Genomic DNA, 23,889 nt, shown 5'->3' on the forward strand with positions numbered 1-23,889 from the left:
GGGGCTGCAACCGAAGCATCTGCGACCGATCGTCGCTCGCCATGGCCGTCTGCCGACAATTGACCCGCCCCCATCGCCCGCCGCACACTCCGGCGATCTTCCTGTCGCATCACTCCCTCGCCCTCCGTCCCGTCCCAAGGGGTCTGCTCCATGCCCGCGGACACGCTGTCCCTCGCCGCCATCATCGGCCCGGTCTTCGCGCCCGATCCCGGCCTTCTGCTGCTGGTGGTCGCGGTTCTCGACGGCTTCATCGGCGACCCGCCCGGGCTCTGGGCGCGCATCCCCCATCCGGTGGCGGTGATCGGCCGGGCGATCTCGGCACTCGACCGCCGGCTGAACCGGCCGGAGCGCAGCGAGGCGGAACGGGTGCGCCGCGGCGCGCTGACCGTGATCCTGGTGGCGGGCGGCACGGCGCTCGTCGCCTGGGGCCTGTCGGGGCTGCTGCGCAGCATTCCCTTCGGCTGGGTCGGCGAGGCGCTGATCGCCATGACCCTCGTCGCGCAGAAGAGCCTGTACGAACATGTCCGCGACGTGGCCGATGCGCTTGCCCGCGACGGGCTCGCCGCCGGCCGGCGCATGGTCGCCCGCATCGTCGGCCGCGACCCCGAAAGCCTCGACGAGGCCGGGGTGTCGCGGGCCGCGATCGAGAGTCTGGCCGAGAATTTTTCCGACGGGGTGGTGGCGCCGCTGTTCTGGTTCGCCGTGGCGGGGCTGCCCGGAATTGCCGCCTACAAGGCGATCAACACCATGGACAGCATGATCGGTCATATGACCCCGCGCCACGCCGCCTTCGGCCGGGTCGCGGCGCGGTTGGACGATCTGGTCAACTGGCCGGCCGCCCGGATCGCCGGCGGGCTGATCGCCCTGGCCGCCGCCCTGCCGGGACCGGGGGATGCCGGCGAGGCGATGGCCGCCATGCGCCGCGACGCCCGCCGCCACCGGTCCCCCAATGCCGGCTGGCCGGAAGCGGCGATGGCCGGCGCCCTGGGGCTTCGGCTTGCAGGCCCGCGCCGCTATGGCAACCGGGTGGTGGATGATGCCTGGATGGGCCGCGGCGACACGGAAGCGGGCCCGGCCGATATCGACCGGGCCCTCACCCTGTATCTGCGTGCCTGCATGGCGGGGGCGCCGTTGCTGGCCCTGCTCGCCACACTGCTCGACTAGGCCATCCTGCTCGACCAGGGGGCAGCCCTGCCGGCTCAGCGGCCCGAGAGCGTGCTCTTCAGCGTGTCGGCCTTGCCGTCCGAAACATTGGTGCGCAGGATGTTCTCCGCCGTCAGCGACTGGCCGTAATAGGCGCGGTTCCAGTCCTCTTCGGGCACGATCACGGTACCGTCGAGCGAGGCGCCGCCGAACAGGCCCTTGGCGTTGGAGAAGGCGACGATGTCGGCATCCATATTGGTCGTGGTGCTGCCCTCGACGCCGGCACCGACGGTCGCCACCGCGATCGAGACGTCACCGCCCAGCGAAACCTTGTCGGAGAGCAGCTTCTGCAGGCCGCGCTCGGTGCGCACGACCAGCACCGTCTCCGACACCTGCACGCCGGCCTGCAGGCCGATGCCGCCCTTGGCGATGTCGTAGAAGACCGGGCCGCGCCAGCCGCCCGAATCGCGGGCCATCAGCACGCCGACGCCGCCCTCGCCGCCGATGATGAAGCCGGCCTTGACCAGGCTCGGGGCGATCAGCACGGCCCGCGCGCTTTTCAGCTGGGCCTCGAAATCCTTGCCCTGGGGCGAATTGCGGATCGCTTCGACCGTGGCGGCGGCCTTGGAGACCGTCTCCTGCTGATCATTGGCATAGGCGGGCGCCACGATCGCCAGCGGCGCCATGGCAGCCATGGCGGCGACGGTCAGCGCAAGCGGGCGGCGGTCGTTGAGGCGCATGCGGAACATGGGGAAAACTCCTCGGCGGGTGCGTATCCGACGGCAGCGGCGGGGATCGGTTCCGTGCCGTCCTGTCCCCGCTGTTATGCCATGACCGGCTGTGACAGGGGTGCGATCAAGATGCGACCTCTCCGGCACCGAAAGAAGGCCCTTTCAGCACCAGCGGCAGGCCCGCCGCCACAAAGATCACCCGGTCGGCCGCGGCCGCCACCTGCTGGTTCATCCGTCCCGCGACATCGCGGAACCGCCGTGCCAGCGCATTGTCCGGCACGATCCCCAGCCCCACTTCATTCGCCACCATCACCACCGGGCGGCCCAGATCGCGGGCGGCCGCCACAAGACGTGCCGTCTCGGTGTCCGGATCCCGCTCCAGATGCATCAGGGTCGCCGCCCAGATCGTCAGACAGTCGAGCAGAACCGCCCCCGCTTCCGCGGCCGCCGCGATCGCCGCCGCCGGGTCGGCCGGGGCTTCGACCGTCCTCCAGCCAGGCCCCCGATCCGCGCGGTGGCGGGCGATGCGATCCCGCATCTCGTCGTCGAAGGCTTCGGCCGTGGCGACATAGAGCGGCGGCACGTCCCCCGCTGCGGACAGCGTCAGCCGCTCGGCCAGCGCGCTCTTGCCCGAACGGGCCCCGCCCAGAACCAGGGTCAGCATGGCTCGTCTTCTCCCGTCGGCAGCGGCCGGTTCACCGTCTCCACCCGCCAGAGCACCGCGCCGTCATCCATCTGGATCCGGTCGATCCGGGTGAGCGACAGCGGATCGACGACAAAGGAAATGCTCTGCTCAGGCGTCAGTCCCAGCGCCTGGGCAAGGGCGGCCCGCACCACGCCGGCATGGGCCACCACCACCACCGGCCGCGCGTCGGCCTCGGCAGAGATCCGGTCGACGGTCGCGGCGACCCGGGCGATCACATCGGCATAGCGTTCGCCCCCGGGCGGGCGGGCGCGGGCAGGCTGGCGCCAGAAGGCGGCATAAGCCTCGGGCTCCGCCGCCTCGATCTCGGCATGCACGCGGCCCTCCCAGAGGCCGAAATCCTGCTCGATGAAGCCCGGCTCGATCTGCGCCGTCAGGTCGGGCCTGAGCACGGATGCGGTGTCGCGGGCACGGGCAAGCGGGCTCGCCACCAGCCGCATCCCCTCGGGCAGGGCACGTGCGATCCGTGCCGCCCGCATCGGCGCCGGCAGGTCGACCGGCGCCTCGCCCGCGCCATGGATGCGCCCGAGGGCCGATGCCGCAAGCGGGGCATGCCTCAACCAGTACCAGCGGGTCACGGCCACCACAGCAAGCCTCCATAGGCCAGGAGCAGCGCGCCGATTTCGGCCACCTGCTGAAGCGCACCATACACATCGCCCGTGGCCCCACCGATCTGGCGAAGCGCCAGGCGCAGGATCACCAGCGCGCCGATCGCCGCACCGGCCACGAGCCCCAGCACCGCCGGCAGGGCCTGGAGATCGAGCGCCCACCAGCCAAGCCCGGCGGTGATCAGCAGGGTTGCGCCCAGACCGGTAAGGGCTGCGGCCGCGGGGCCGCGGCCGGCCGCATCGGCAAGGCCCGGCCGGTCCCGCCGGGCGGGCGGCATCCAGGCCATGGCAAGGCCGATGGCGGCGCGGGACAGCCCGCCTGCCCCCGCGGCCAGCACGGCCGCCCCGATGCCCAGCGGGGCCAGCGCCGCATAAAGCGCCGCCCGCAGGCCGAAGCCCAGGATCAGCGCCCCGGCGCCGAAGGTGCCGACACGGCTGTCCTTCATGATCTCCAGCTTCGCCGCCCGGTCGCGGCCGCCGCCGAAACCGTCGGCGACATCGGCAAGGCCGTCCTCGTGGATCAGCCCGCCGATCAGCGCCGCGGCGATCAGGGCCAGCAGGGCCGCGATCCAGCGATCGGCAAAAACCTCTGCCGCCCCGGCCAGCACCAGCCCGGCAAGCCCGCCTGCGATCAGCCCGGCCGGCCCCAGCCAGCCGGCAAAGCGCGCGGCCGGCTGCAGACCATGCGGCGCCGGAACCGGCAGACGGGTCACCAGGCCCAGCGCCAGCCACAACCCGTCGAGTGGTCGTGCCGGCGACGGCGCAGGGGGTGGCGGGGGTGGCGCCGGCGGCGGGACGGGCAGAGGATCGGTCATGAGCCTGCGAGGTCGGTTGCGGAACGGGGAACTCGCCCGAAGATAGCGGCAGCCCGGCCACCCGACCAGTCTGCGGCTCGTCTCTGACGCCAGAAGGCTTGACCCGACGGGCGGGGCGCGCAATCGTTCCGGCCATCGCGTCCCGGTGTCGTCCGGGGCGACCGTCCGCATTGATCGGCCGCGACGCTCCTCGGGCGCCTGCGGCCCGCGCCTCAGGAGGCCCCGAGCCGTGGCAGCCGACCATTCCGCCATTCCGTTCACGGATCTCGTCGGCGTCGCCGAGCTGGTCCGCGCCTTTCCCGGCCCCGACGAGGAAGCGATGGAGCGCGCCCGCGCCCGTGACGCGGAACTGACCAAGCCACGCGGCGCGCTCGGCCGGCTGGAAGAGCTGGCGATCTGGACCGCCGCCTGGCAGGCCGCCCATCCGCCGCGGGCCGCCCGGCCGCTCGCCTGCGTCTTCGCGGGCAATCACGGCATCGCCGAACGCGGCGTCTCGGCCTATCCCGCCTCGGTCACCGGGCAGATGGTGGCGAATTTCGTCGAAGGCGGGGCGGCGGTGAACCAGCTCTGCCGCTCGTTCGGGGCGGGGCTGTCGGTCTATGAGATGGGCCTCGACCAGCCGACGGCGGATTTCACCCGCGGCCCGGCGCTGGAGGATGCCGAGGTGCTGCGCGCCATCGCCTTCGGCATGCGGGCGGTGGAGCCCGGCATCGACATCCTGTGCCTGGGGGAGATGGGCATCGGCAACACCACCGCCGGCTCGGCCATCGCCGCCGCTCTCTTCGGCGGCATGGGCGCCGACTGGGCCGGTCGCGGTACCGGTATCGACGATGCCGGCCTCGCCCGCAAGATCGCGGTCATCGACGAGGCTCTGGGCTTCCATGGCCCGGCCCTTGCCGACCCGCTCCAGGTTCTCCGCCGGCTGGGCGGTCACGAACTGGCGGCCATCGTGGGGGCGGTGATCGCGGCCCGCATGCTCAGGGTGCCGGTGCTGCTCGACGGCTTCACCTGCACCGCCGCCGCGGCGGTGCTCTGGAAGCTCGATACCACCGCCCTCGACCATTGCCGCATCGCCCATCTCTCACGCGAACCCGGCCATCAGCGCCTGGCCGCCGCCATCGGCCAGCGGCCGCTGCTCGATCTCGACATGGCGCTCGGCGAGGCCTCGGGCGCGGTGCTGGCCTCGGCCCTCGTCCAGGCGGCCATCGCCACCCATAACGGGATGGCCACCTTTGCCGAGGCCGGCGTCGCGACCGCCGAAGACTGAGGCCCTGCGTCGATTTTTTGCACTGCGGTGTGCGTTAACGACTCTTAAACAATTGAACCCTTATGCTACAGGGTGCGTCCGAATTGGCGGATGCACCCTGCGCCGGTGATGCCGGCGCCGCGTATGCAGCAGAGTTGTCGGAGGGGTCGCGTGGAATACGCGGAACAGACCGATCGGTCGGAATCCCACGCACAGGCTGCCCTCGGACTTCTCAAATCCCACGCAGTTGCGCCAAATCCGATCAATTATACGGTGGCCTATGTCCACGATGCCGGTCGCGATCCGGAACTGAGCCGGGCGATCGACGGGCTGTTGGCCGATGGCGGGCAGCTGACCCCGGATTTCCTGCGGGAAGCCTTCGAGCGGCATTTCGGCATGGCCCGCGAGGCCCAGGCGGTTCGCGAGGGCGGCGCCCGGCTTGCGGCAGAGGCGGAACGGGCGCTCAGCGCCGCGGAAGGCGCCCGCTCGGCGCTCGACACGGCCGCCGACGAGGCCCAGCGCTTGGCCGAACGGCTGGAGCAGGGCGACACGATCGATCCCCGCCGCCTGGCCGAGGCGGCCCGGGGGCTGGCGCTGCTGGCCCGGCGCACGGCCCAGCGGACCGAAGGCGCGGTGCGTTCGCTCGATGCCGCCACCGATCAGATCGGCGGTGTCCGTCGCGATCTGGACAAGGTCCGGCGCGAACTCGCCACCGATCCGCTCACCGGTCTTGCCAACCGCCGGCATTTCGAGCTGCGCCTGGGCGAAGAGATTGCATTGGCCCGCGAGACCGGCGACCCGCTGACCGTCATGCTGGTCGATGTCGAGGGCTTCGACGCCATTGCCGCCACCCATGGGCCCGGCATCGGCGACCAGGTGTTGCGGCTGGTGGGCAAGACGCTCGCCGACGGCGTGCGCGGACGCGATGTCGCCGCCCGCTTCGGCGCCCAGCGCTTCGCCGTTGCCCTGCCCCATACCACCGAAAGCGAATCCGGCGCCATCGCCGAGCAGATCCGCAACATCGTCTCCGGCCGGCGGATCGTGCGTCGCGACAATCGGGAAGCGGTGGGCCGGATCGCGCTCTCGGTCTCGCGCGCGACCCTGCAGCCGGGCGAGGATATCGGCCGGCTGATCGCCCGCGCCGAGGCCGGGCTGGATGGCCGCCGCGTGCGCAGCGCCCGCTGATCCGAGGCCGGCCCGGCCGGCACCGCCCGACCCGCGCCCATCCACGCCCCGCGGAACTTTTTTCGCGGGGCGTCGTTCTGCACTGATCCACTCAGCGCCGGGCCGCGTATCCATCGGGTAAAGGAACCAATGGCCTGAAAGGCCGGTCCATGACCGATGAGACCTGCATCCGTCCGCGCCTTGCGGCGCGGGGAGGAGTCCTGTTAGATGGCGCCATGAGCACGGTGAGTGGTCGTGGCGGCCCGTCCGACGGATCGCGCACGGTATCTGAACGCATGGCCGATCTGATGGTCCTGGTCGCACACGACCGGGATCGTCGGGCATTCACCGAGCTGTATGCGTGGTTCGCGCCCCGTGTGAAGGGTTTCCTGATCCGGCGCGGCCTCGATGCCCAGCGGGCTGAAGAAGTCGCCCAGGAAGCCATGCTGACCGTCTGGCGCAAGGCCGACCGGTTCGACCGGCGCCAGGCATCGGTGGCGACCTGGATCTTCACCATCGCCCGCAACCGCAGCATCGACGAATTGCGCCGCGAGAAGCGGCCGGAGATCGAGCTGGACGACCCGACCCTGGTCGGGGACGGCCTGGCCCAGCCGGCCGAAACTGCCTATGCCGCCGGCCAGGAGGCCGAACGGCTGAAGGCGGCCATCGGAACCCTGCCCGAGGAGCAGGCTCGCCTGCTGCATATGGCGTTCTTCGAGGACAAGTCCCACAGCGCCATTGCAGAGAGCGAAGACCTTCCCCTCGGTACGGTCAAGTCACGGTTGAGACTGGCGCTGTCCAAACTCAGGGCGGCGCTGGGGCCGGTACACTGATGGAGCATCACGAGACGATGGGTCCGCAGCACCACATGCCGGAGGCGTGGCTGGTCGATTACGCGGCCGGCACGCTGGACGAGGCGAACGCACTTCTGGTCGCCTGCCATGCCGCGCTGTGCCCGACCTGCCGCGAGACGCTGCGCCTGCTCGACGCGACAGGCGGGGCCCTGCTCGAGGATCAGGCACCGGTCGCACTGGCGGATGACGCGCTGGCCGCACTCTTTGCCCGGATCGATGCCGAGGATGCCGCGGCCGAGCCGGCGCGGCCCGGCCACCGGCCCGGTCACCAGACTGTGGATCTGGACGCCCTGCTGCCGGCGGGCGACGGCACGCTGCGCCTGCCGAGGCCGCTGCTCGCCTATCTGCCCACCGCCCCCCAGGATCTGCCCTGGCGCTGGAACGGTCCCGGCGTCCATGTCATCGACCTTGCGGTCGGCCGGCATCCGGGCACCCGTACCGTGCTGATGAAGATCGGCGCCGGTCGCGCCATGCCCCAGCATACCCACAAGGGCACCGAGGCATTGATGGTCCTGGCCGGCGGCTATCGCGACGAGAGCGGCGACTTCTTCCCCGGCGACGTCGCGATCTCCACCGGTGAGGTGGATCATCGCCCCATCGCCCATGACGACGGCGAATGCCTGTGCCTTGCGGTGCTCGACGCCCCGATCTCGCTGACCGGCACCGTCGGCCGGCTGCTCAACCCCTTCATCCGCTTCTGAGCGCCCCAACCCCGAAGCCTTGAACTGCGGGGATTGCGGCATCATCCTGACCGCCGGGCGCACAGTGGAGGCGGAGAGGGTGATGATGAGCGATCCGGTTCTGGTCGAAGTGGTCCGCGGCGGCTTCGTCGAAAGCCGCCATCGCGGCGCTGTCGTTGTGTGCGATGCACGGGGCCGTGTGATCCTGGCGCTGGGCGATGGCGACCGGCCGGTTTTTCCCCGCTCTGCCACCAAGCCGATCCAGGCCCTGCAGCTGATCGAAAGCGGCGCGGCCGATGCGATGGGGTTGAGCGCGGCGGAACTGGCCCTCTCTCAGGCCAGCCATAACGGTGAGCCGATGCATGTCGGCCGGGTGTCCGCCTGGCTGGATCGGATGGGGCTCGGCACCGAGGACCTGATCTGCGGTGCCCACTGGTCGTCGCACGACGCAACCGCCCGCGCCATAGCGCGCGACGGCGGCGCACCCTCCCGTGCCCACAACAACTGTTCCGGCAAGCATTGCGGCTTCCTGGCCACCGCCCGCCATCTGGGCGAGGCCATCACCGGCTATGGAGATCGGGACCACCCGGTACAGCGGCGCTGGCGGGATGCCCTGTCGGAGCTGGGCGACCATCCGCTGGATGATGCGCCCGAAGGCATCGACGGCTGCGGCATCCCGGTGATCGCCATGCCGCTCCGGTCCCTCGCGCTCGCCTTCGCCCGCATTGCCGACCCCTCGCGCGAAACCGCCGCCCGACGCGATGCCATGGCCCGGTTGAGCCGGGCCGTCTGGTCCGCGCCCGAGATGATCGCCGGCACAGGCCGCCTCTGTTCCGCCATCGCCCGTCAGGCCAAGGGCCGGGTGCTGGCCAAGGTCGGCGCCGAAGGCGTCTATGCCGCAGCCCTGCCCGGCCTGGGTCTCGGGGTGGCGCTCAAGGTCGAGGACGGGGCGGTCCGGGCCGCCGAAACCGCCCTGCTGGCCACGCTCGCCCGGCTCGGCGTGTTCGATGCCGCCGATCTGGATGCGCTCGCCCCCTGGAGCCGGCGCGGCATCACCAGTTGGGCCGGTGCCGAGGTCGGCGTGATCCGGCCATCCGATGCCTTCATCTGAAAAGACACGGGGCATCCGAAACGACACGGGGGCCGGCACCGCGGATGCGATGCCGGCCCCCATATCTGTTCAGGCAACCGGTGTGGTCGGCCAACCCGCCGGTCAGGCGAGACCGGGCGCCACCTTGAATTCGGCCTCGGTACGGGCCTTGACCTCGTCGACCGTCAGGCCCGGGGCCAGCTCGATCAGGGTCAGACCGTCCTCGAAGCTGAACACGCCGACCTCGCTGATCAGCAGGTCGACGCAGGCCTTGCCGGTCAGCGGCAGGCTGCATTCCTTGACCAGCTTGGCCGAGCCGTCCTTGGCATTGTGGTCCATGATGACCACCACGCGCTGAACGCCGGCCACCAGGTCCATGGCGCCGCCCATGCCCTTGACCATCTTGCCCGGGATCATCCAGTTGGCGAGATCGCCGGTCTCGGAGACCTGCAGCGCGCCCAGGATCGACAGGTTGATATGGCCGCCACGCACCATGGCGAAGCTGGTCGCACTGTCGAAATAGCTGGAATAGGACAGTTCGGTGATCGTCTGCTTGCCGGCATTGATCAGGTCGGGGTCGACCTCGTCGTCATAGGGGAAGGGCCCCATGCCGAGCATGCCGTTCTCGGAATGCAGCACCACATGCACGCCGTCGGGGATGTAGTTCGCGACCAGCGTCGGGATGCCGATGCCGAGATTGGCGTAGAAGCCGTCCTTCAGCTCCTTCGCCGCGCGACGGCACATGTCTTCGCGAGTCCAGGCCATGGTCACGCCTCCCCACGGGCACGAGTGGTGCGCTGCTCGATGCGCTTCTCGTAATTGCTGCCGGCCAGGATCCGCTGGACGAAGATGCCGGGGGTATGGATCGCGTCGGCGCCAAGGGCGCCCGGCTCGACCAGTTCCTCGACCTCGGCCACGGTCACCTTGCCCGCGGTCGCCATCATCGGATTGAAGTTCCGGGCGGTCATCCGATAGATCAGATTGCCCTCGGTATCGCCCTTCCAGGCCTTCACGATCGACAGATCGGCGACCAGGCCGCGCTCCATGACGTACTGCTCGCCATCGAACTCGCGGACTTCCTTGCCGTCGGCGACGATGGTGCCGACGCCGGTCTTGGTGAAGAAGGCCGGGATACCGGCACCGCCGGCGCGGATGCGCTCGGCCAGCGTGCCCTGCGGGTTGAACTCAAGCTCCAGCTCGCCCGCGAGGTACTGCTTCTCGAAGGTCTTGTTCTCGCCCACATAGGACGAGACCATCTTCCGCACCTGCCGGGTCTCGAGCAGGATGCCGAGGCCGAAGCCGTCGACGCCCGCATTGTTCGAGATGACAGTCAGGTCGCGAACGCCGGACTCGCGGATCGCAAGGATCAGGTTTTCCGGAATGCCGCACAGTCCGAAGCCGCCGGACATGATGGTCATGCCGTCCCTGAGCAGGCCGGCGAGCGCCGCCACCGCGTCAGGGTAGACTTTCTTGCTCATGCATACCGCCTTTTCTCGCGAGGGTTTCCCCCCGATGATACCCCCGGTCCCCGTTTGATAAGCGGCGGGGCCGACGCTGTCAATGAGCGCCGCCCCTGGCCGGGGCGAAACCGCAGGTATCCGGCAAGTGCTTGGCCCGCCGGGCTTTGGGCGGCCGGCCGTCGGGATCGGGGGCCGCATCCATACGGCGTTCGCCGCCGCCTGCATTCCGGCCATGCGCAAGCGGGGGTCCGCAGACCATTGGCATCGCCGCCGATCGGGGGTCTATTGTCTCGTCACCCGCCGCGATCCGCCCGTCAGGTTCCCCAGATGCCCGTCCGTCCTGTCCCGTCCGCCCCGGTCGATCCGGGCCGCGCCCTGATCGTGGGCGGGCTCTGGATGACCGCCGCCTGCGGCATGCTGGCCCTGCTTGCGGCCGAGATCCGCATGGCGGCCCAGCATGTCCATCCGCTGGAGGTGGTGTTCTTCCGCAACCTGTTCGGCGTGGTGCTGATGGTGCCCATGCTGCGCCGGCTGCCGCTGCCCTATGATTTCCGGCGGCGCTGGACGCTGTTCGGGCTGCGCGGGCTGACCAGCTTCCTGGCGATGTCCACCTGGTTCTTCGCCGTGGCGACCATCCCGCTTGCCGATGCGGTGGCGCTGAATTTCACCCTGCCGCTTTTTGCAACCCTGCTCGCCGTCATCACCCTGGGTGAAACGGTGCGGGCCCGGCGCTGGACCGCGCTGGCGGTGGGCTTCGCCGGCACGCTGGTGGTGCTGCGCCCCGGCTTTACCGAGGTGTCGGCCGGCACCATCGCCGCGCTCGCCTCGGCGCTGTTCATGGCCTCGTCGGCGATCTCGATCCGGCGCATGGCCGCCCATGACGGGCCGGCGGTGATCACCTTCTGGTCCAATATCGTGATGACGCCGATCTCGCTGATCCCGGCCGCCTTCGTCTGGACCTGGCCGGGCTGGGAGGGCTGGGCCTGGCTGCTGCTGGTGGGCGCCACCGCCATCATCGCCCAGATCTTCCTGTCCCGCGCCTATGCCGCCGCCCCCACCTCGGCGGTGATGCCGTTCGACTTCACCCGCCTGCCCTTTGCGGTGCTGATCGGCCTTGCCTTCTTCGACGAGGTACCGGACCCCTGGACCTTGGTCGGCGCAACCGTCATCATCGGCTCGGCCGTCTACATCACCCGCCGCGAGGCGCGGCTGGCCAGCCGGCCCACGGCCGGGCAGATCACGACGGCACCACAGCCCGACCGCCCCGAAATCACGTCCGAGGACAAATGACCGACCGTGAGACAAGCCGCCCCGCCCTCGCCACCATTCTCGCCGTCAATCAGCGCGAGGCGGTGGAGCGCGTGGAAGCCGGCGACGGCCGGCCGCTCTGGCGGCTGATCTGGTTCGGTGCCTCGCGCATCGGCATGGGGGATGCCGGGCTCGAAGCCCTGCAGGATGCGCTGGGCGAAGACTTCCCCGACTTCCTGGCCGAAGTGGATCGCGGCGAGGAAGAGGCCGAACGGGTGCTGGAGCTGGACCTGCCCGGCGACGGGCCGGAAGACGAGCGCGCCGCCCGTGCGATCGCGGTCGCGGCCAACCCGAGCGCGATCGTGTTCTCGGGCGTGTTCGAGGGCGCGCCCTCGGCCGGTGGCGCCTCGCGGCCGATGATCCAGCACGAGGATGACGAGGGCGAGGAACTGATCGCGGGCGACGGTGCCCGCTGGCTGGCCGTGGTCGCGGTGGACCGAAGCCGCGGGCGGCTGGCGCTCAGCCGGGTGGTGGAACGCGGCGGGCGCCCGACGGTGGTGCCGCCTGCAGGCGACGACGACCTCGATGCCTTCCACGACCTGATCGACTGGCTGGCCGGCTGGGCCGGCTGGACGCCGGTCGGCACCCGCACCCTCGACTCCTGACCGCCGGCCTCACGCCGCGCGATGGCTTCGGCCCTGATCCGGCAACCGGGCGCCCGCCTGCGGCGCGACCCGGCCGTCGCGGGGTGACCCGCGGGTCGGCCGGGCTTGACCCCTGCCGCTGAATGGCGGATCAATGCCCGGCGATGGGGAGAATTCCGGAGGTCGCCGCCCCGCGCCCCGGCCCCGCAGCGACAGCGATCGAGGAGACCAGGACCCATGCAGATCAACGGTGTTGCCGCAGTCGTGACCGGTGGTGCCTCCGGCCTGGGCGCCGGCACGGCCCGGGCGCTCGCCGCCGCCGGCGCCAAGGTGACCGTCGTCGACCTGAACGAGCAGGCGATCGAAGAGCTGGCGCGCGAGATCGGCGGCCTCTCGATCAAGCTGGATGTGACCGACCCGGCTGCCGCCGAGGCCGCCTTCGAAACGGCCGCCGCCGCCCATGGCCCGGTCCGCATCCTGGTCAACTGCGCCGGTATCGCGCCCGCCTTCAAGGTGCTCGGCAAGGACGGCCCGGCCTCGCTCGACGCCTTCTCGAAGGTGGTGAACGTCAACCTGATCGGCACCTTCAACATGATCCGCCTTGCCGCCGCCCAGATGGCGAAGGCCGATCCGGTGACCCAGGACGGCGAGCGCGGCGTGATCATCAACACCGCCTCGATCGCGGCTTTTGAAGGCCAGGTCGGCCAGTCGGCCTATTCGGCGTCGAAGGGCGGTGTGGTCGGCCTGCTGCTGCCGGTTGCGCGTGAACTGGCCCAGCACGGCATCCGCATGTGCACCATCGCCCCGGGCATCTTCGGCACGCCGATGCTCTTCGGCCTGCCGCAGCAGGTTCAGGACAGCCTGGGCGCCAGCGTGCCCTTCCCCTCGCGCCTCGGCCGGCCCGAGGAATATGCGGCGCTCGCCCGCCACATCGTCGAGAACAGCATGCTGAACGGCGAGGTCATCCGCCTGGACGGCGCCATCCGCATGTCGGCGCGCTGAACCGCCGCCGGACCCGGCAGGGCCGCAAAAACGACAGGGAAAGGGCCGCTGCCCCGCGACGGGGAGCGGCCCTTTCCCTGTGACCGGTCAGGTGGACAGGCCGCTGCCGGCTGCCGCCTCTTCGATCACCCGGGCGAGCTTTGCGTCGCGCGCCGACAGGCCGTCGGCATCATGGGTGGTCAACAGGATCGTGACCCGGTTGTAGACGTTCGACCATTCGGGATGATGGTCCTGTCCGTCGGCCGCAATGGCGACCCGGGTCATGAAGCCGAAGGCGGCCTTGAAGTCGGTGAAGCGGAAGGTCTTCTCGATCGCGTCACGGCCTTCCACCTCGGTCCAGCCGGAGAGCGAGGCAAGAAGTTCGGCACGGGCGGCGGGGTCGAGCTTTTCGACCATGTCGGGGCTCCCCATATCGCGTCCACGGGCCTCTGGCGCCCGCGGATCCCTGACCACCAGAAGGGCCAGCAGGCGCAGGGCCTGTCAACCCGAGAGACGTGACATCCCAACGGAGACGCAAGCCCGATGACCGCTGCCGAGGACGATCCGGCCCGCCGCTATGGCAATCTCGTGGCGCCCGGCCTCGATGTGTTCGATGCGATCGCCGATCAGGCCTTCGGCAGCCTGCCGGCCGCCTTCCGCGAGGCGATCGGCCCGGTCGCCATCCGGGTCGAGGATTTTCCCGACGACGAGACCCTGGCCGAGATGGGCATCGAAGACCCGTTCGGCCTGCTCGGCCTCTATCGTGGCGTGCCGCTGACCGAGCGGTCACTGACACAGCCGCAGGCCTGGCCGGACATGGTCTTCCTCTACCGCCGCCCGCTGCTCGACGCCTGGGCCGAGACCGAGGGCGAGGCCGCCGGCTCGACGCTCTACGAGCTGATCCGCCATGTGCTGATCCATGAAATCGGCCATCATTACGGCTTTTCGGACGAGGATATGGAGCGGATCGAGGCGGATTGACCGCCGCCTCGCCCCCGCGCCGCGAGCAGATCCCCCGAGGTCTCCGCAGCCGTCAGGCGCCCTGCCAGCCCATGCGCTCCAGGAACCAGCCCGGCACGGGCGCCGAGCGGCCGGCCTTCATATCGGTATAGACCCAGATGATCTCGCCGGTGGAGAGCAGCGCGTCCTCGCCCTTGGGATGGATTTCGATCGCGAAGGTCACGCTCGACCGGCCGGCCGCGCCGATGCGCACGCAGACATCGATCTCGTCGTCGAACCGGATCGGCCGCTTGTATTCGACGGTCGCCTTGACCAGGTGGAAGTCGAAAGTGTCGGGCGAGAAGTGATCATTATAGCCGATCTCGCGCGAGCGCAGAAATTCCGTGATCGCGGTGTCGAAATAGGTCAGATAATGCGCGTTGAACACCACGCGCTGACCATCCACCTCGGAATAGCGGATGCGGAAGGGGAAATGGAACGCGAAATCCGAACGGGCCATGGGGGAGGGCGTCTCCTGGGTGCGGGCGCCTCGCGGGATGCGGGCGCCTCTCTTTGATCTGCCGCCGCCCAAACGGGCCGGGGCATGCGGTGCCTATCCTAGACGGACCGGCAACGGCCGGCCAGATCCCGTGGTGCAACGCCCGTAGGGCTTGACAGCCCGGCGCATCGGTATACCATCGCGGACATGAGCATGATCGGACATCGCCATACGCGCGGTTTTGCGCGAATTACGGGCCCGGCCCTCTTCTGAGGGGGCCGGGGGTTTTCCCGTCTTGCGATGAGGGTCGCTGCCGGCTTGCGGCGCCTGCGGCCCGCCACCAGATCGATGCGTTGGTCCCGATGACCGTTTCTGTCTTCGTCTCCCCCCGCAGCTGCGTCTCTGTCCGACACCGCCGGCGTCACACTGCATGCTGGACCGGTCTTCGAATTATCGGCCCGGTTCTCCGCTGAGGACCGGGAGACCAGATGACGGCATGCGATGTCCCCCTGCCCGCCCGTGACGGTTGCGGCAGGCGGATGTCGGGACAGAGACCGTGACCGGAAAACGGCCCCCGACAATGGCAGGGCCCCGGTTACCGACGACGAGGACCGCCCCCATGTTGACCGCCACCCTCAGCACCACCACCGCCCATCTCGCCCCGGCCGCCGAAGCGGTAGCGCCTGCCACCGCCTGCTTCTTCGTGGTCGCCGCCGCCGAGGTCGGCACCATGTCGCGGGTGCTGGAAGTCTTCGCCCTGCGCAGCCTGCTGCCGTCGCGCTGGCACAGCCAGCGGGTCGGTGGCCGTGCGGACGAGGTTCATATCGACGTTCAGCTCGACGACGTTGCACCGGGCGAGGCCGAAAAGCTGGCGCGCAAGCTCCGCCAGCTGGTCGAGGTCCGCCAGGTGCTGATCACCTTCAAGGCGGTGGCCGACTAGGCCCCGCCCTCCCCGCACCCGTCCCGACCGGCATCCGCCCCTCCGATGATGCCCCGGGACGGCGGCGGCATGTCTCCGCCTGCGATCCACGCCCCCTTCCCCCGGATCGTGCGCGCTGATCCCCATGACATGCCGGCCCCGAAGCCCGGCCCGCGGCGCCCCACCGCGCGGCCGGGCTTTTCCGTCCGGGGCGGCCGGGCTCAATCGGCGGCAGCCAGCCCCAGCCGCCGGCGGATGTCGGCCGGCGTGACACCCGCCTCGCGCAGATCGGCAAGCCGCACGCCGGGCGTGCGCTTGGCCAGCCGTCGCCCCTGATCGTCGGTCAACAGGCGATGATGCCGCCAGACCGGCACCGGCCAGCCCGTCAGCGCCTGAAGCAGACGGTGGAGATGGGTCGCCGCCTCCAGGTCGCGGCCGCGGATGATGTGGGTGATGCCCTGCAATGCGTCGTCATGCGTGACCGCCAGGTGATAGCTGGCCGGCACGTCCTTGCGCGCCAGCACCACGTCGCCGTGAATGGCCGGCGTCGCCTTCACCGGCCCCGCATCCATATCGGTCCAGCTGAGGCCGGCGGCGTCGGTCCGGCTGAGGCTGGCGGCGCCTGGTCCCAGGGCGGCCAGCGCTGCCGCCATGTCCAGCCTGAGGGCGTGCGGGTGCCCCGCCGCCAGCCTGGTCGCACGCGCGGCAGGCGTCAGCCTGCGGCAGGTGCCGGGATAGAGCGGGCCATCGGGTCCCGCAGGCGGCGGGCCGTGGGGCGCCGAGGCACTGGCCGCAATCTCGGCCTCGATCTCCGACCGGGTGCAGAAGCAGGGATAGACCAGGTCCCGCGCCGTCAACGCGTCCAGCACGGTGCGATAGTCGTCGAAATGCTCCGATTGCCGGCGCACCTCGCCATCCCAGCTCACCCCCAGCCAGTCCAGGTCCCGGAAGATCGCCTCGACGAATTCAGGGCGGCATCGGGTGGTGTCGATATCTTCGATCCGCAGGATGAAACGTCCGCCATGCGCCCGGGCGTAATCGTGAGACAGGATCGCCGACAATGCGTGGCCCAGATGCAAGAGCCCCGTGGGGCTCGGCGCGAAGCGGGTGACCGGCATCACGGCCGGCGGCGCGGGATCGATGGTCTGGCTCATCCGGCCTTCTCCGGGTCTTTCAGGTGCATATGCAACCTTGGGACGATTAACGAAAACGATAATTGACTCTCGGTCCTGTCCTGACAGAGGATATCAACCAGAGGTCGTTATGGGTTTGGTTTCATACTGCAATAAAGCTGCAAAGGGACTGTAGCGAAGACCATGAAACCCCCAGGCGACGCGGAATGTCCATCACGGGCGACGCGGGCGGCGCGCGCCCCGCCTTCAGGATTTGCCGGTCTCAGGGCGGGATCGGGTCATTCGGGGGCAGGCAAGGCTGGCGCCAGCTTGAGGAGTGGTATCATGACGATCAGGGTCATCGACGTGACACTCCGCGACGGCGGATATGTCAACGATCACGGCTTTACGCCACAACAGGCCGCAGCACTGGTGGCGGGCCTCGCGGCATCCGGCCTCGACTATGTGGAGATCGGCTATTACCGGCCCCATGACGAGGCCCTGTACGACGGCCGGCCGGCAGCGTGCTGCCCGGCCTGGTATATCGATCAGATGCGCCGGGTGTCGGACCGCACCGGTCTGACGGTGATGGCGCATGTCCATCAGGTGATGCTGGACGACTATGCCCGCCTCGCCGATCAGGGCGTGCGGCTGGTGCGCATGCCGGCGACGCCGGCCCGGCTCGATGCCGCGCTCACCCATGCAGAGCGCATCCGCTCTCTGGGCATGGAAGCGGCGATCAATCTGATCCGGGCATCGGAACAACCGCTGGATCTGGCGCCCGACGTGGCACGGCGTGCCCGGGATGCCGGTGCCAACTGGTTCTACATCGCCGACAGCAATGGCGGGCTCTACCCGCACGAGGTGTCGCGCCGCATTGCCGACATCGCGGAAGCGGCAGGCCCCGGCGGACCGGGCATCGGTTTTCATGCCCATGACGGGCTCCGCCTCGGCTTCGCCAACACATTGGCTGCCATCGAGGCCGGCGCCGTCATCGTCGACGGGTCGCTGGGCGGCATGGGCAAGGGCGGCGGCAACTGCCAGACCGAGGCGCTGGCCGTGCATCTGCATCGTGGCCAGGGCCGGGCCTTCGCCCATGAGCGGCTGGCGCGGCTGATCTCGGAGCATCTGCTCGACTGGGTCGACCGGCGGGCCTTCGCGCTCTACGAGAACTGCCTGGCCGCATCCATGAACCTCAATCTCGACGATCTTCGGGCGCTGCGCGAAGACGCGGCCCGCGACGGCCGTGCTTTCCTGGATGTGCTTGCCGGCCGGCTGGCCGGTCTGATGCAGCCGGCGGAAGCAGGCGCCCTGGCCCGCGGCGCGGCCTGAACCGCGACCGCCCCGGCTCATTCCCGTTCTCACCAAACGATCCACCCACGCGACGACTGGAAGGTTCGACATGACGGACTTCGTCGAAACGCTCGACCGCATGATTGCCGAGCGCAAGAAGATGACCAGCCCGCTCTATCAGCTGATCATGAGCGGCAAGGCGACGCAGCGGCTGCTGCAGAACTTCGTCATCCACCGCTGGCCGATCAAGAACTTCTGGACCCGCAACATCCTGGGCATCGCCTCGCGGATCGACGACTACGAGCTGCGCATCTCGCTGGTCGAGAACATCTACGAGGAAGAGACCGGCCGGCTGACCGACAGCCGCCGCCACCTGCTCTCCTTCGTCGATTTCGGCAACTCGGTCGGCGTCACCATGGATGACATTCAGGCCGCACCGCTGCTGCCCGAGACCCAGGCGGTGATCGACCACAATGTCGGCGTCTGCAACAACACCGCCGTCCATTTCACGGCCGGCGTCGCCTCGGTGCTGCTGCTGATGGAAGGCCAGCCGCCGATCGTGAACCCGCAGAAGCGTTCGATGCTCGACGTGATGCGCGACGTCTATCAGCTGCCGCCCGAGGGCTATGACTACTTCGTCCATCATGCGTCGTCGACCGAGGGCGACGATCATGTGAGCGAGCTCGAGGACGAGCATGCCTCGGTCGCGCGTGAGCTGCTGCGCCGCTACGCCAACACTCCCGAGCTGCAGGACCAGTGCGTGCGCATGCTGGGCCGGGCGCTGGATCTGCGCCACGCCCATTTCGACGCCATGCTGCGCAACTTCTACGATCCGGCCGAAGCGCCGTTCCGTTACCAGGACGTCGCCGCCTGAGCTGACCGGGTCCGGGGCCGCCGTACATGCGACGGACCCGGACCCGTCACTCCTGACGCCCCCCTCCGACGCCCCGCCCCGGAAGCCGCGCCATGCCCACACCCGTGCGTTCACCGAAGACCTTCCCGCTCTGCCATCACGACGGTGCCCTGGTGCCCTGGGAAACCGCGACCCTGCATGCCGCCAGCCTTGCGCTGCGCTATGCGGTCTCGGTCTTCGAGGGCATCCGCATCTACCGCACGGCCGATGGCCGCGGGCTGAAGGTGCTGGAACTGCACCCGCATCTCGACCGGCTGGCGGCGTCGGCCGGCATGATGTGGCTGCCGGATCCCGGGATCGACCGCATCCCCGACATCATCGCCGAACTGGTGGCGCAGAACGGCGTCACCGACGACGCCTATATCCGCCCCTCGATCTCGGCCGGCAATCCGGGGGAGCTGGGCCAGGCGGCCCAGCCGCTGCTGACCGTCACCATCACCGCCCAGGGGCGCAAGACCTGGCTCGCCGACGACAAGCGGATGAAGGTCAAGCTCTCCGCCTGGCAGCGCGCCCATGATCTGGCCTTCCCGTCGGCGGCGAAGAACATCTCCAATTATGCGGGCGCGCGCATCGCGATGCTGGAGGCGAAGTCTCAGGGCTTCGACAACGTCGTGCTCGCCAATGCCGACGGCTATCTGTCCGAGGCGCCGACCGCGATCCTGTTCCTGGTGAAGAACGGCCGGCTGATGACCCCGGCACTGTCGGAAGGCGTGCTGCCCAGCATCACCCGGGCGCTGACCCTGGACATTGCCGCCGAACTCGGCATTCCCGCGGTCGAAACCCGGCTGACCCGCGCCGATGCCTGGACGGCGGACGAAGCCTTCCTCTGCGGCACCGGGCTTGAATACGCGCTGATCGGCCAGATCGACGGCCATGTGCTGAAGCGGGCCGATGCGGCCCCGATCTCGCAGCAGATCATTGCGCGCTATTTCGAGCGCGCGCGCGACATCCGGGCCGCCGCGGGCGATCTGATCCTGCCGCTTCCCGATGCGGCCGCCGTCGCCTGACCGCCGCACGCCTCGTCAGGGATACATCCCCGAAAAAGGGTCCAGAGCCATGATCGACTGGCATGCCGCCGCCACCGTCCTCGCCGGGCTGACCGCCGAGGGGGCCGGCCTCGCCCGGCGCGTCTCCGCCGCCGTCGCCGCAGCTCCCCGTTTCCAGAACAAGGCCTTCGACCTGGCCCCGGCGCCGCTGATGGTGCGCGCCGACCGGGTAGAGGCCCATGCCCGCGACCTGGAGGCCTATGTGGCGCTGCTGGAATCGGCGGTCGAAGCCTATCGCGCCGACCCCGATGTCCGGGCCTATATCGCGCTCGATCCCGCGGAAGAAGCCGCATCGCTGGCCCCCCATCATCTGCCCTCCACCGTTCGGGTCTGCCGGATCGACGGCTATCCCGCCCTGCCCGACGGCCGGGTGGTGGTGCTGGAGAACAATGCCGACAGCCCGGCCGGCACCATGTTCACCGGCCGGATCAACGCCGTGATCGACGATCTGGTCGAGGCGCCCCTCGCTGCCGCCGGACTCGGCATCTGCAAGCTGCCGCTCGACAAGGGCGCCCCCCTGCTCGAACGCTTTCTGGAAGACTACCGGCTCTGGGGCGGCACCAATCCGGATCCGGTGCTGGCCGTGCTGCAGGAAGACGGCAAGGCCAATGTCGAATCGGTTGAAATGGCGGCCGCCTATACGGCGCTCGGCACAAGGACCCTGGTGGTCGACCCGCGCGCGGTCGTGTTCCGCGACGGCGCCACCTGGGCGGGCGATACCCGCATCGATCTCTGCTGGAACAAGATCAACACCGTCTACTGGCGCCGGCTGACCGCGGACCATCCCGATCTGCTGCCGCGCTGGGTGGCGGCGATCGAGGCGCGCGCCATCCTGCACCTCAACCCCTTCCCGGCCCGCTATGTGGCCGAAAGCAAGCGCACCCTGGCGCTGGTGCGCGAGCCGCGCTTCGCCCATCACTTCACCGAGGATGAACGCGCGCTGGCCGAGCGTCTGCTCCCCTGGGCCTCGAAGCTGGAGCCGGGCAAGCAGGTGCTGTTCGATGGCGCCGCGCGCGATCTGCGCGACCTGCTGATGGAACGCCCGCAGGACTGGGTGCTGAAAGAGCCTTACGACATCCGCGGCGACGGCGTCACCATCGGCCGCGACACCGATCACGCCACCTGGATCGCGAAGATCGAACAGGGCTTCGCCGAGGGCAATATCGCCCAGCGCTATGTGCCGCCGCTGACCTATCCGATCCTGACCGACCCGGCGACGGGCGCCTGCGTGCCGATGAAGGTCAGCCTCGACACCTTCGTCTTCGGTGGCCGTTTCATCGGCTTCGGCGCCAAGGCCAGCAACAACGAGCGGGTCAACGTGTTCCAGGGCGGCCGCAAGCTTGCGGTCCGGGTGGCGGAGCCGCGCCAGGCCGCCGGCCTCGCCTCCGACGCCGCCTGATCGGCCGTCCCCGGCCTCCGTCCCCGCACCCCCGCGCCCGACGACAACGGAAGAACCATCCCATGACCGACCAGAGCCCCGCCGCCGCTGCCGAAACCCTGCCGCTCGACGATGCCGGCGTCCTCGCCGTGCTCTCGCGCGCCTCGACCGCCGCGGTTTCCGATGTGCTCGACATGCTGGGCTACAATAACGGGCTGCTCGGCATCCGCCCGCTGAAGCCCGGCCATCGGGTCTGCGGCCCGGCCTTCACCGTGGCCTTCGAGCCGGTGGCCCCGGGCGAGCCGGCGCCGGCTGCCGACTATATCGAACAGGTGCCGCCGGGCCATGTGGTGGCGCTGGCCAATGACGGCCGCACCTGGTGCACCGTCTGGGGCGACATCCTGTCGGCGCTGGCCCAGAGCCGTGGCATCGCCGGTACCGTCATCGACGGCGCCTGCCGCGATGCGACCGAGATCATGGCGCTCGACTATCCGATGTTCTCGCTGACCGCCTATATGAAGTCGGGCAAGAACCGGGTGCGCATGGTGGCGACCCAGGTGCCGGTAACCATGGGCGGCACGCATGTGGAGCCGGGCGACTGGCTGGTCGGCGACGATTCGGGCGTGGTCGCCGTGCCGGCGGCCCGGCGCGCGGAAGTGGCCGGGCTGGTGCGCGAGGTGGAGGCGATGGAGGCGCGGGTGATCGCCGATGTCCGCGCCGGCATCCCTCTGGCCGAGGCACGCCGCCGCCACGGCTATAACCGCTTCGCCCTCAAGGTCGAGCCCCGGCCCTGACCGATCGGCCCGACCTGCGCCGTTCCCTGCCTGCTTTGCGCGGTTTCCACCGGTCCCGATTGACTTTCGATCCCCGGCTGTCGCCATGATGTACGCACCTGATCATGGCGGTGGACGACGGAGACGGATGGGAGAGCGGGACATACGCGACGGCCTGCGCAACGCCCGGGTGGCGATGGAGGCCGAACTCTCGAGGCGCGCCGCGATCGCCACCTTCCCGGGGGCGGCTGCGGCCGCGGCCTTGATGTGGCCTCATATCGATCATCTCTGGACGATCGGCTGGGTTATCCTGATGTGGGCGATTTCAGCGATCCGCATCCCAAGTGCCGTTCTTGCCCTGCGTGCGGCAGAGGCCGATGCGGTGAGCGAATCTCAGCGGATCATGGTCGCCGGCGGCATCGCCGTTGCCTCCTTCGGCTGGGGGTTGGGCGTTGCGATTGGTCTGACGCTCGACAACCCCGGCGCAACGATGATCGCCGTCTCGGTGCTGCTGGCCATCTCGTCGGTCGGTATCGCTTACGTCATGGACCGGGCGATGCTGATGGCCTTCATGGTGCCGCTCGCCATTCCACCCATTGCCCTTCTGCTTCTCCGACACGAGGGGCAGGATGTACCGATGGCGATCTGCTATCTCCTCTATCTCATTGTTTTCGGAAATTTCGCCGGCCGCCATCACCGCTGGATCGCGGACATGCTGCGGCTCAACATCGAAAACCGGCAGCTGCTGGAACGCCAGGCCCGCGATGCCGGACGGATCCGGGCCCTGGTCGATGAATTGACCGTCACCAATGCCCGGCTGGAACGCTCGCTGCACGATGCCCAGGCGGCCAACGACGCCAAAAGCCGCTTCCTGGCCCAGGTCAGCCACGAGCTGCGGACACCGCTGAACGCGATCCTCGGCTATTCCGAAATCATCCGCGACCAGATGTTCGGGTCGGATGCCGCCACCTTCCGCCGCTATTCCGAACAGGCCGGCTATATTCACCAGTCCGGGCAGATGCTGAAGGCGCTGATCGAGGATCTGCTCGATGTCGCCCGGATCGAGAGCGGCCGCACCGAGGTCGAGATCGGCAGGGTGGATCTCTCACGGGCGATCGAGGGTGCGCTGACGGCCATTCGTCCGCAGGCAGCCGCCAAACGGCAGTCGCTGCTGGTCGACCTGCCCCCGGACCTGCCGCCCGTGGCGGCCGATCATCGTGCCCTCGGCCAGATCCTGAACAATCTTCTCGGCAACGCCGTCAAGTTCACGCCCGAGGACGGGCATATCACCATCGCCGCACACCGGACGTCCGGACCGGGCCGTCAGATGGTCGCGATCACCGTCACCGATGACGGCATCGGCATTCCTCCCGAGGCGATCGACCGGGTGTTCGAGCCCTTCGAGCGCGGCGGCAACGTCATCCGGCGGAGCATCGAAGGCACCGGCCTCGGCCTCGCGATCAGCCGCCGTCTGGCCGAAGCCATGGAGGGGAGCGTGACGATCGAACGCCAGCGCCGCATCGGCACCGCGATCACCCTCAGACTACCCGTCGCCTGAGCCGATATTCCCCCGGTCAACGACCGGACTGCATCCCCCTGCAGTTGAAACCGTGCCGTACCGGCCCCAGTCCGGCCCGCGCACAGGCTCTT

The 23,889-nt window shown here is 69.5% G+C and carries 26 protein-coding genes; 17 read left to right on the forward strand and 9 right to left on the reverse strand.

Annotated elements, in window-relative coordinates:
* Positions 1 to 150: 150 nt before the first annotated feature.
* Positions 151 to 1,164: an adenosylcobinamide-phosphate synthase CbiB gene (gene cbiB / locus WI697_RS00250; protein WP_156503069.1), complete on the forward strand. Its 1,014-nt coding sequence runs from the start codon at positions 151 to 153 to the stop codon at positions 1,162 to 1,164.
* Positions 1,165 to 1,199: 35 nt separating this feature from the next.
* Here the strand turns inward: cbiB and WI697_RS00255 are convergent, their stop codons facing one another.
* The 4 genes from WI697_RS00255 to WI697_RS00270 all read right to left on the reverse strand — a co-directional run bounded on the left by WI697_RS00255 (position 1,200) and on the right by WI697_RS00270 (position 4,000).
* Positions 1,200 to 1,892 carry a lipid-binding SYLF domain-containing protein gene (locus tag WI697_RS00255; RefSeq protein WP_062762533.1) on the reverse strand — a complete coding sequence of 231 codons (693 nt, stop codon included), beginning with the start codon at positions 1,890 to 1,892 and terminating at the stop codon, positions 1,200 to 1,202.
* 106 nt (positions 1,893 to 1,998) lie between these two features.
* A complete protein-coding gene (gene cobU / locus WI697_RS00260; protein ID WP_345957020.1) occupies positions 1,999 to 2,538 on the reverse strand; it encodes a bifunctional adenosylcobinamide kinase/adenosylcobinamide-phosphate guanylyltransferase in 540 nt (179 codons plus the stop codon).
* Complete coding sequence (locus tag WI697_RS00265; RefSeq protein ID WP_296713073.1) at positions 2,532 to 3,161, reverse strand: histidine phosphatase family protein; 630 nt, start codon at positions 3,159 to 3,161, stop codon at positions 2,532 to 2,534. Before WI697_RS00265 ends, cobU begins: the two co-directional genes overlap by 7 nt.
* Positions 3,152 to 4,000, reverse strand: coding sequence for an adenosylcobinamide-GDP ribazoletransferase (locus WI697_RS00270; protein ID WP_345957021.1), 849 nt, complete (start codon positions 3,998 to 4,000; stop codon positions 3,152 to 3,154). Before WI697_RS00270 ends, WI697_RS00265 begins: the two co-directional genes overlap by 10 nt.
* 229 nt (positions 4,001 to 4,229) lie before the next feature.
* On the opposite strand from WI697_RS00270, the gene cobT reads away from it, so the two are divergent.
* The 5 genes from cobT (at position 4,230) to WI697_RS00295 (ending at position 9,055) form a co-directional block, all read left to right on the forward strand.
* Positions 4,230 to 5,267: a nicotinate-nucleotide--dimethylbenzimidazole phosphoribosyltransferase gene (gene cobT, locus WI697_RS00275; protein WP_345957022.1), complete on the forward strand. Its 1,038-nt coding sequence runs from the start codon at positions 4,230 to 4,232 to the stop codon at positions 5,265 to 5,267.
* Between the two features lie 252 nt (positions 5,268 to 5,519).
* Positions 5,520 to 6,431 carry a GGDEF domain-containing protein gene (locus WI697_RS00280; protein ID WP_345957023.1) on the forward strand — a complete coding sequence of 304 codons (912 nt, stop codon included), beginning with the start codon at positions 5,520 to 5,522 and terminating at the stop codon, positions 6,429 to 6,431.
* 149 nt (positions 6,432 to 6,580) lie between these two features.
* Positions 6,581 to 7,243, forward strand: a complete 663-nt coding sequence (locus tag WI697_RS00285; RefSeq protein WP_345957024.1) for a sigma-70 family RNA polymerase sigma factor — start codon at positions 6,581 to 6,583, stop codon at positions 7,241 to 7,243.
* A 17-nt stretch (positions 7,244 to 7,260) separates the two neighbouring features.
* A complete protein-coding gene (locus WI697_RS00290) occupies positions 7,261 to 7,965 on the forward strand; it encodes a ChrR family anti-sigma-E factor (RefSeq protein WP_296713066.1) in 705 nt (234 codons plus the stop codon).
* An 82-nt stretch (positions 7,966 to 8,047) separates the two neighbouring features.
* Positions 8,048 to 9,055 (forward strand): asparaginase, encoded by a 1,008-nt coding sequence (locus WI697_RS00295; RefSeq protein ID WP_296713064.1) that lies wholly within the window; start codon positions 8,048 to 8,050, stop codon positions 9,053 to 9,055.
* Positions 9,056 to 9,157: 102 nt separating this feature from the next.
* Here WI697_RS00295 and WI697_RS00300 read toward each other — a convergent pair whose 3' ends face one another.
* Positions 9,158 to 9,799 carry a CoA transferase subunit B gene (locus WI697_RS00300; protein WP_014746674.1) on the reverse strand — a complete coding sequence of 214 codons (642 nt, stop codon included), beginning with the start codon at positions 9,797 to 9,799 and terminating at the stop codon, positions 9,158 to 9,160.
* Between the two features lie 2 nt (positions 9,800 to 9,801).
* The gene (locus WI697_RS00305) at positions 9,802 to 10,512 is read right to left on the reverse strand and encodes a CoA transferase subunit A (RefSeq protein ID WP_062761522.1); all 711 of its coding nucleotides are present in this window, start codon (positions 10,510 to 10,512) and stop codon (positions 9,802 to 9,804) included.
* Positions 10,513 to 10,821: 309 nt separating this feature from the next.
* Between WI697_RS00305 and WI697_RS00310 the strand changes: the two genes are divergently transcribed.
* From WI697_RS00310 to WI697_RS00320, 3 genes are all read left to right on the forward strand, one after another.
* Complete coding sequence (locus WI697_RS00310) at positions 10,822 to 11,784, forward strand: DMT family transporter (RefSeq protein ID WP_014746676.1); 963 nt, start codon at positions 10,822 to 10,824, stop codon at positions 11,782 to 11,784.
* A complete protein-coding gene (locus WI697_RS00315) occupies positions 11,781 to 12,407 on the forward strand; it encodes a hypothetical protein (protein ID WP_014746677.1) in 627 nt (208 codons plus the stop codon). Before WI697_RS00310 ends, WI697_RS00315 begins: the two co-directional genes overlap by 4 nt.
* A gap of 216 nt (positions 12,408 to 12,623) precedes the next feature.
* Positions 12,624 to 13,388, forward strand: a complete 765-nt coding sequence (locus WI697_RS00320; protein ID WP_345957025.1) for an SDR family NAD(P)-dependent oxidoreductase — start codon at positions 12,624 to 12,626, stop codon at positions 13,386 to 13,388.
* A gap of 87 nt (positions 13,389 to 13,475) precedes the next feature.
* Here WI697_RS00320 and WI697_RS00325 read toward each other — a convergent pair whose 3' ends face one another.
* On the reverse strand, positions 13,476 to 13,784 hold the full coding sequence (locus WI697_RS00325) for a 4a-hydroxytetrahydrobiopterin dehydratase (RefSeq protein WP_014746679.1): 309 nt from the start codon (positions 13,782 to 13,784) through the stop codon (positions 13,476 to 13,478).
* 126 nt (positions 13,785 to 13,910) lie between these two features.
* Between WI697_RS00325 and WI697_RS00330 the strand changes: the two genes are divergently transcribed.
* Complete coding sequence (locus tag WI697_RS00330) at positions 13,911 to 14,348, forward strand: metallopeptidase family protein (protein ID WP_014746680.1); 438 nt, start codon at positions 13,911 to 13,913, stop codon at positions 14,346 to 14,348.
* Between the two features lie 52 nt (positions 14,349 to 14,400).
* On the opposite strand, the gene WI697_RS00335 is transcribed toward WI697_RS00330, so the two are convergent.
* Positions 14,401 to 14,826 carry an acyl-CoA thioesterase gene (locus WI697_RS00335; protein ID WP_062761525.1) on the reverse strand — a complete coding sequence of 142 codons (426 nt, stop codon included), beginning with the start codon at positions 14,824 to 14,826 and terminating at the stop codon, positions 14,401 to 14,403.
* A gap of 598 nt (positions 14,827 to 15,424) precedes the next feature.
* On the opposite strand from WI697_RS00335, the gene WI697_RS00340 reads away from it, so the two are divergent.
* The gene (locus WI697_RS00340) at positions 15,425 to 15,745 is read left to right on the forward strand and encodes a hypothetical protein (protein WP_062761526.1); all 321 of its coding nucleotides are present in this window, start codon (positions 15,425 to 15,427) and stop codon (positions 15,743 to 15,745) included.
* 200 nt (positions 15,746 to 15,945) lie between these two features.
* On the opposite strand, the gene gluQRS is transcribed toward WI697_RS00340, so the two are convergent.
* Positions 15,946 to 16,878, reverse strand: a complete 933-nt coding sequence (gene gluQRS, locus WI697_RS00345; protein WP_345957026.1) for a tRNA glutamyl-Q(34) synthetase GluQRS — start codon at positions 16,876 to 16,878, stop codon at positions 15,946 to 15,948.
* Positions 16,879 to 17,181: 303 nt separating this feature from the next.
* Between gluQRS and WI697_RS00350 the strand changes: the two genes are divergently transcribed.
* From WI697_RS00350 to WI697_RS00375, 6 genes are all read left to right on the forward strand, one after another.
* Positions 17,182 to 18,168 (forward strand): beta/alpha barrel domain-containing protein, encoded by a 987-nt coding sequence (locus tag WI697_RS00350; RefSeq protein ID WP_345957027.1) that lies wholly within the window; start codon positions 17,182 to 17,184, stop codon positions 18,166 to 18,168.
* A 70-nt stretch (positions 18,169 to 18,238) separates the two neighbouring features.
* A complete protein-coding gene (locus WI697_RS00355; RefSeq protein ID WP_062761528.1) occupies positions 18,239 to 19,003 on the forward strand; it encodes a TenA family transcriptional regulator in 765 nt (254 codons plus the stop codon).
* A gap of 92 nt (positions 19,004 to 19,095) precedes the next feature.
* Positions 19,096 to 20,049, forward strand: a complete 954-nt coding sequence (locus tag WI697_RS00360; protein WP_082828193.1) for an aminotransferase class IV — start codon at positions 19,096 to 19,098, stop codon at positions 20,047 to 20,049.
* 49 nt (positions 20,050 to 20,098) lie between these two features.
* Positions 20,099 to 21,487, forward strand: coding sequence for a hypothetical protein (locus WI697_RS00365; RefSeq protein WP_345957028.1), 1,389 nt, complete (start codon positions 20,099 to 20,101; stop codon positions 21,485 to 21,487).
* A 62-nt stretch (positions 21,488 to 21,549) separates the two neighbouring features.
* On the forward strand, positions 21,550 to 22,260 hold the full coding sequence (locus tag WI697_RS00370; RefSeq protein ID WP_082828194.1) for an RraA family protein: 711 nt from the start codon (positions 21,550 to 21,552) through the stop codon (positions 22,258 to 22,260).
* Between the two features lie 127 nt (positions 22,261 to 22,387).
* The gene (locus WI697_RS00375) at positions 22,388 to 23,797 is read left to right on the forward strand and encodes a sensor histidine kinase (RefSeq protein WP_062761530.1); all 1,410 of its coding nucleotides are present in this window, start codon (positions 22,388 to 22,390) and stop codon (positions 23,795 to 23,797) included.
* Positions 23,798 to 23,889 lie beyond the last annotated feature (92 nt).

It is taken from the genome of Tistrella mobilis (assembly GCF_039634785.1).
Taxonomy (GTDB): Bacteria; Pseudomonadota; Alphaproteobacteria; order Tistrellales; family Tistrellaceae; genus Tistrella; species Tistrella mobilis.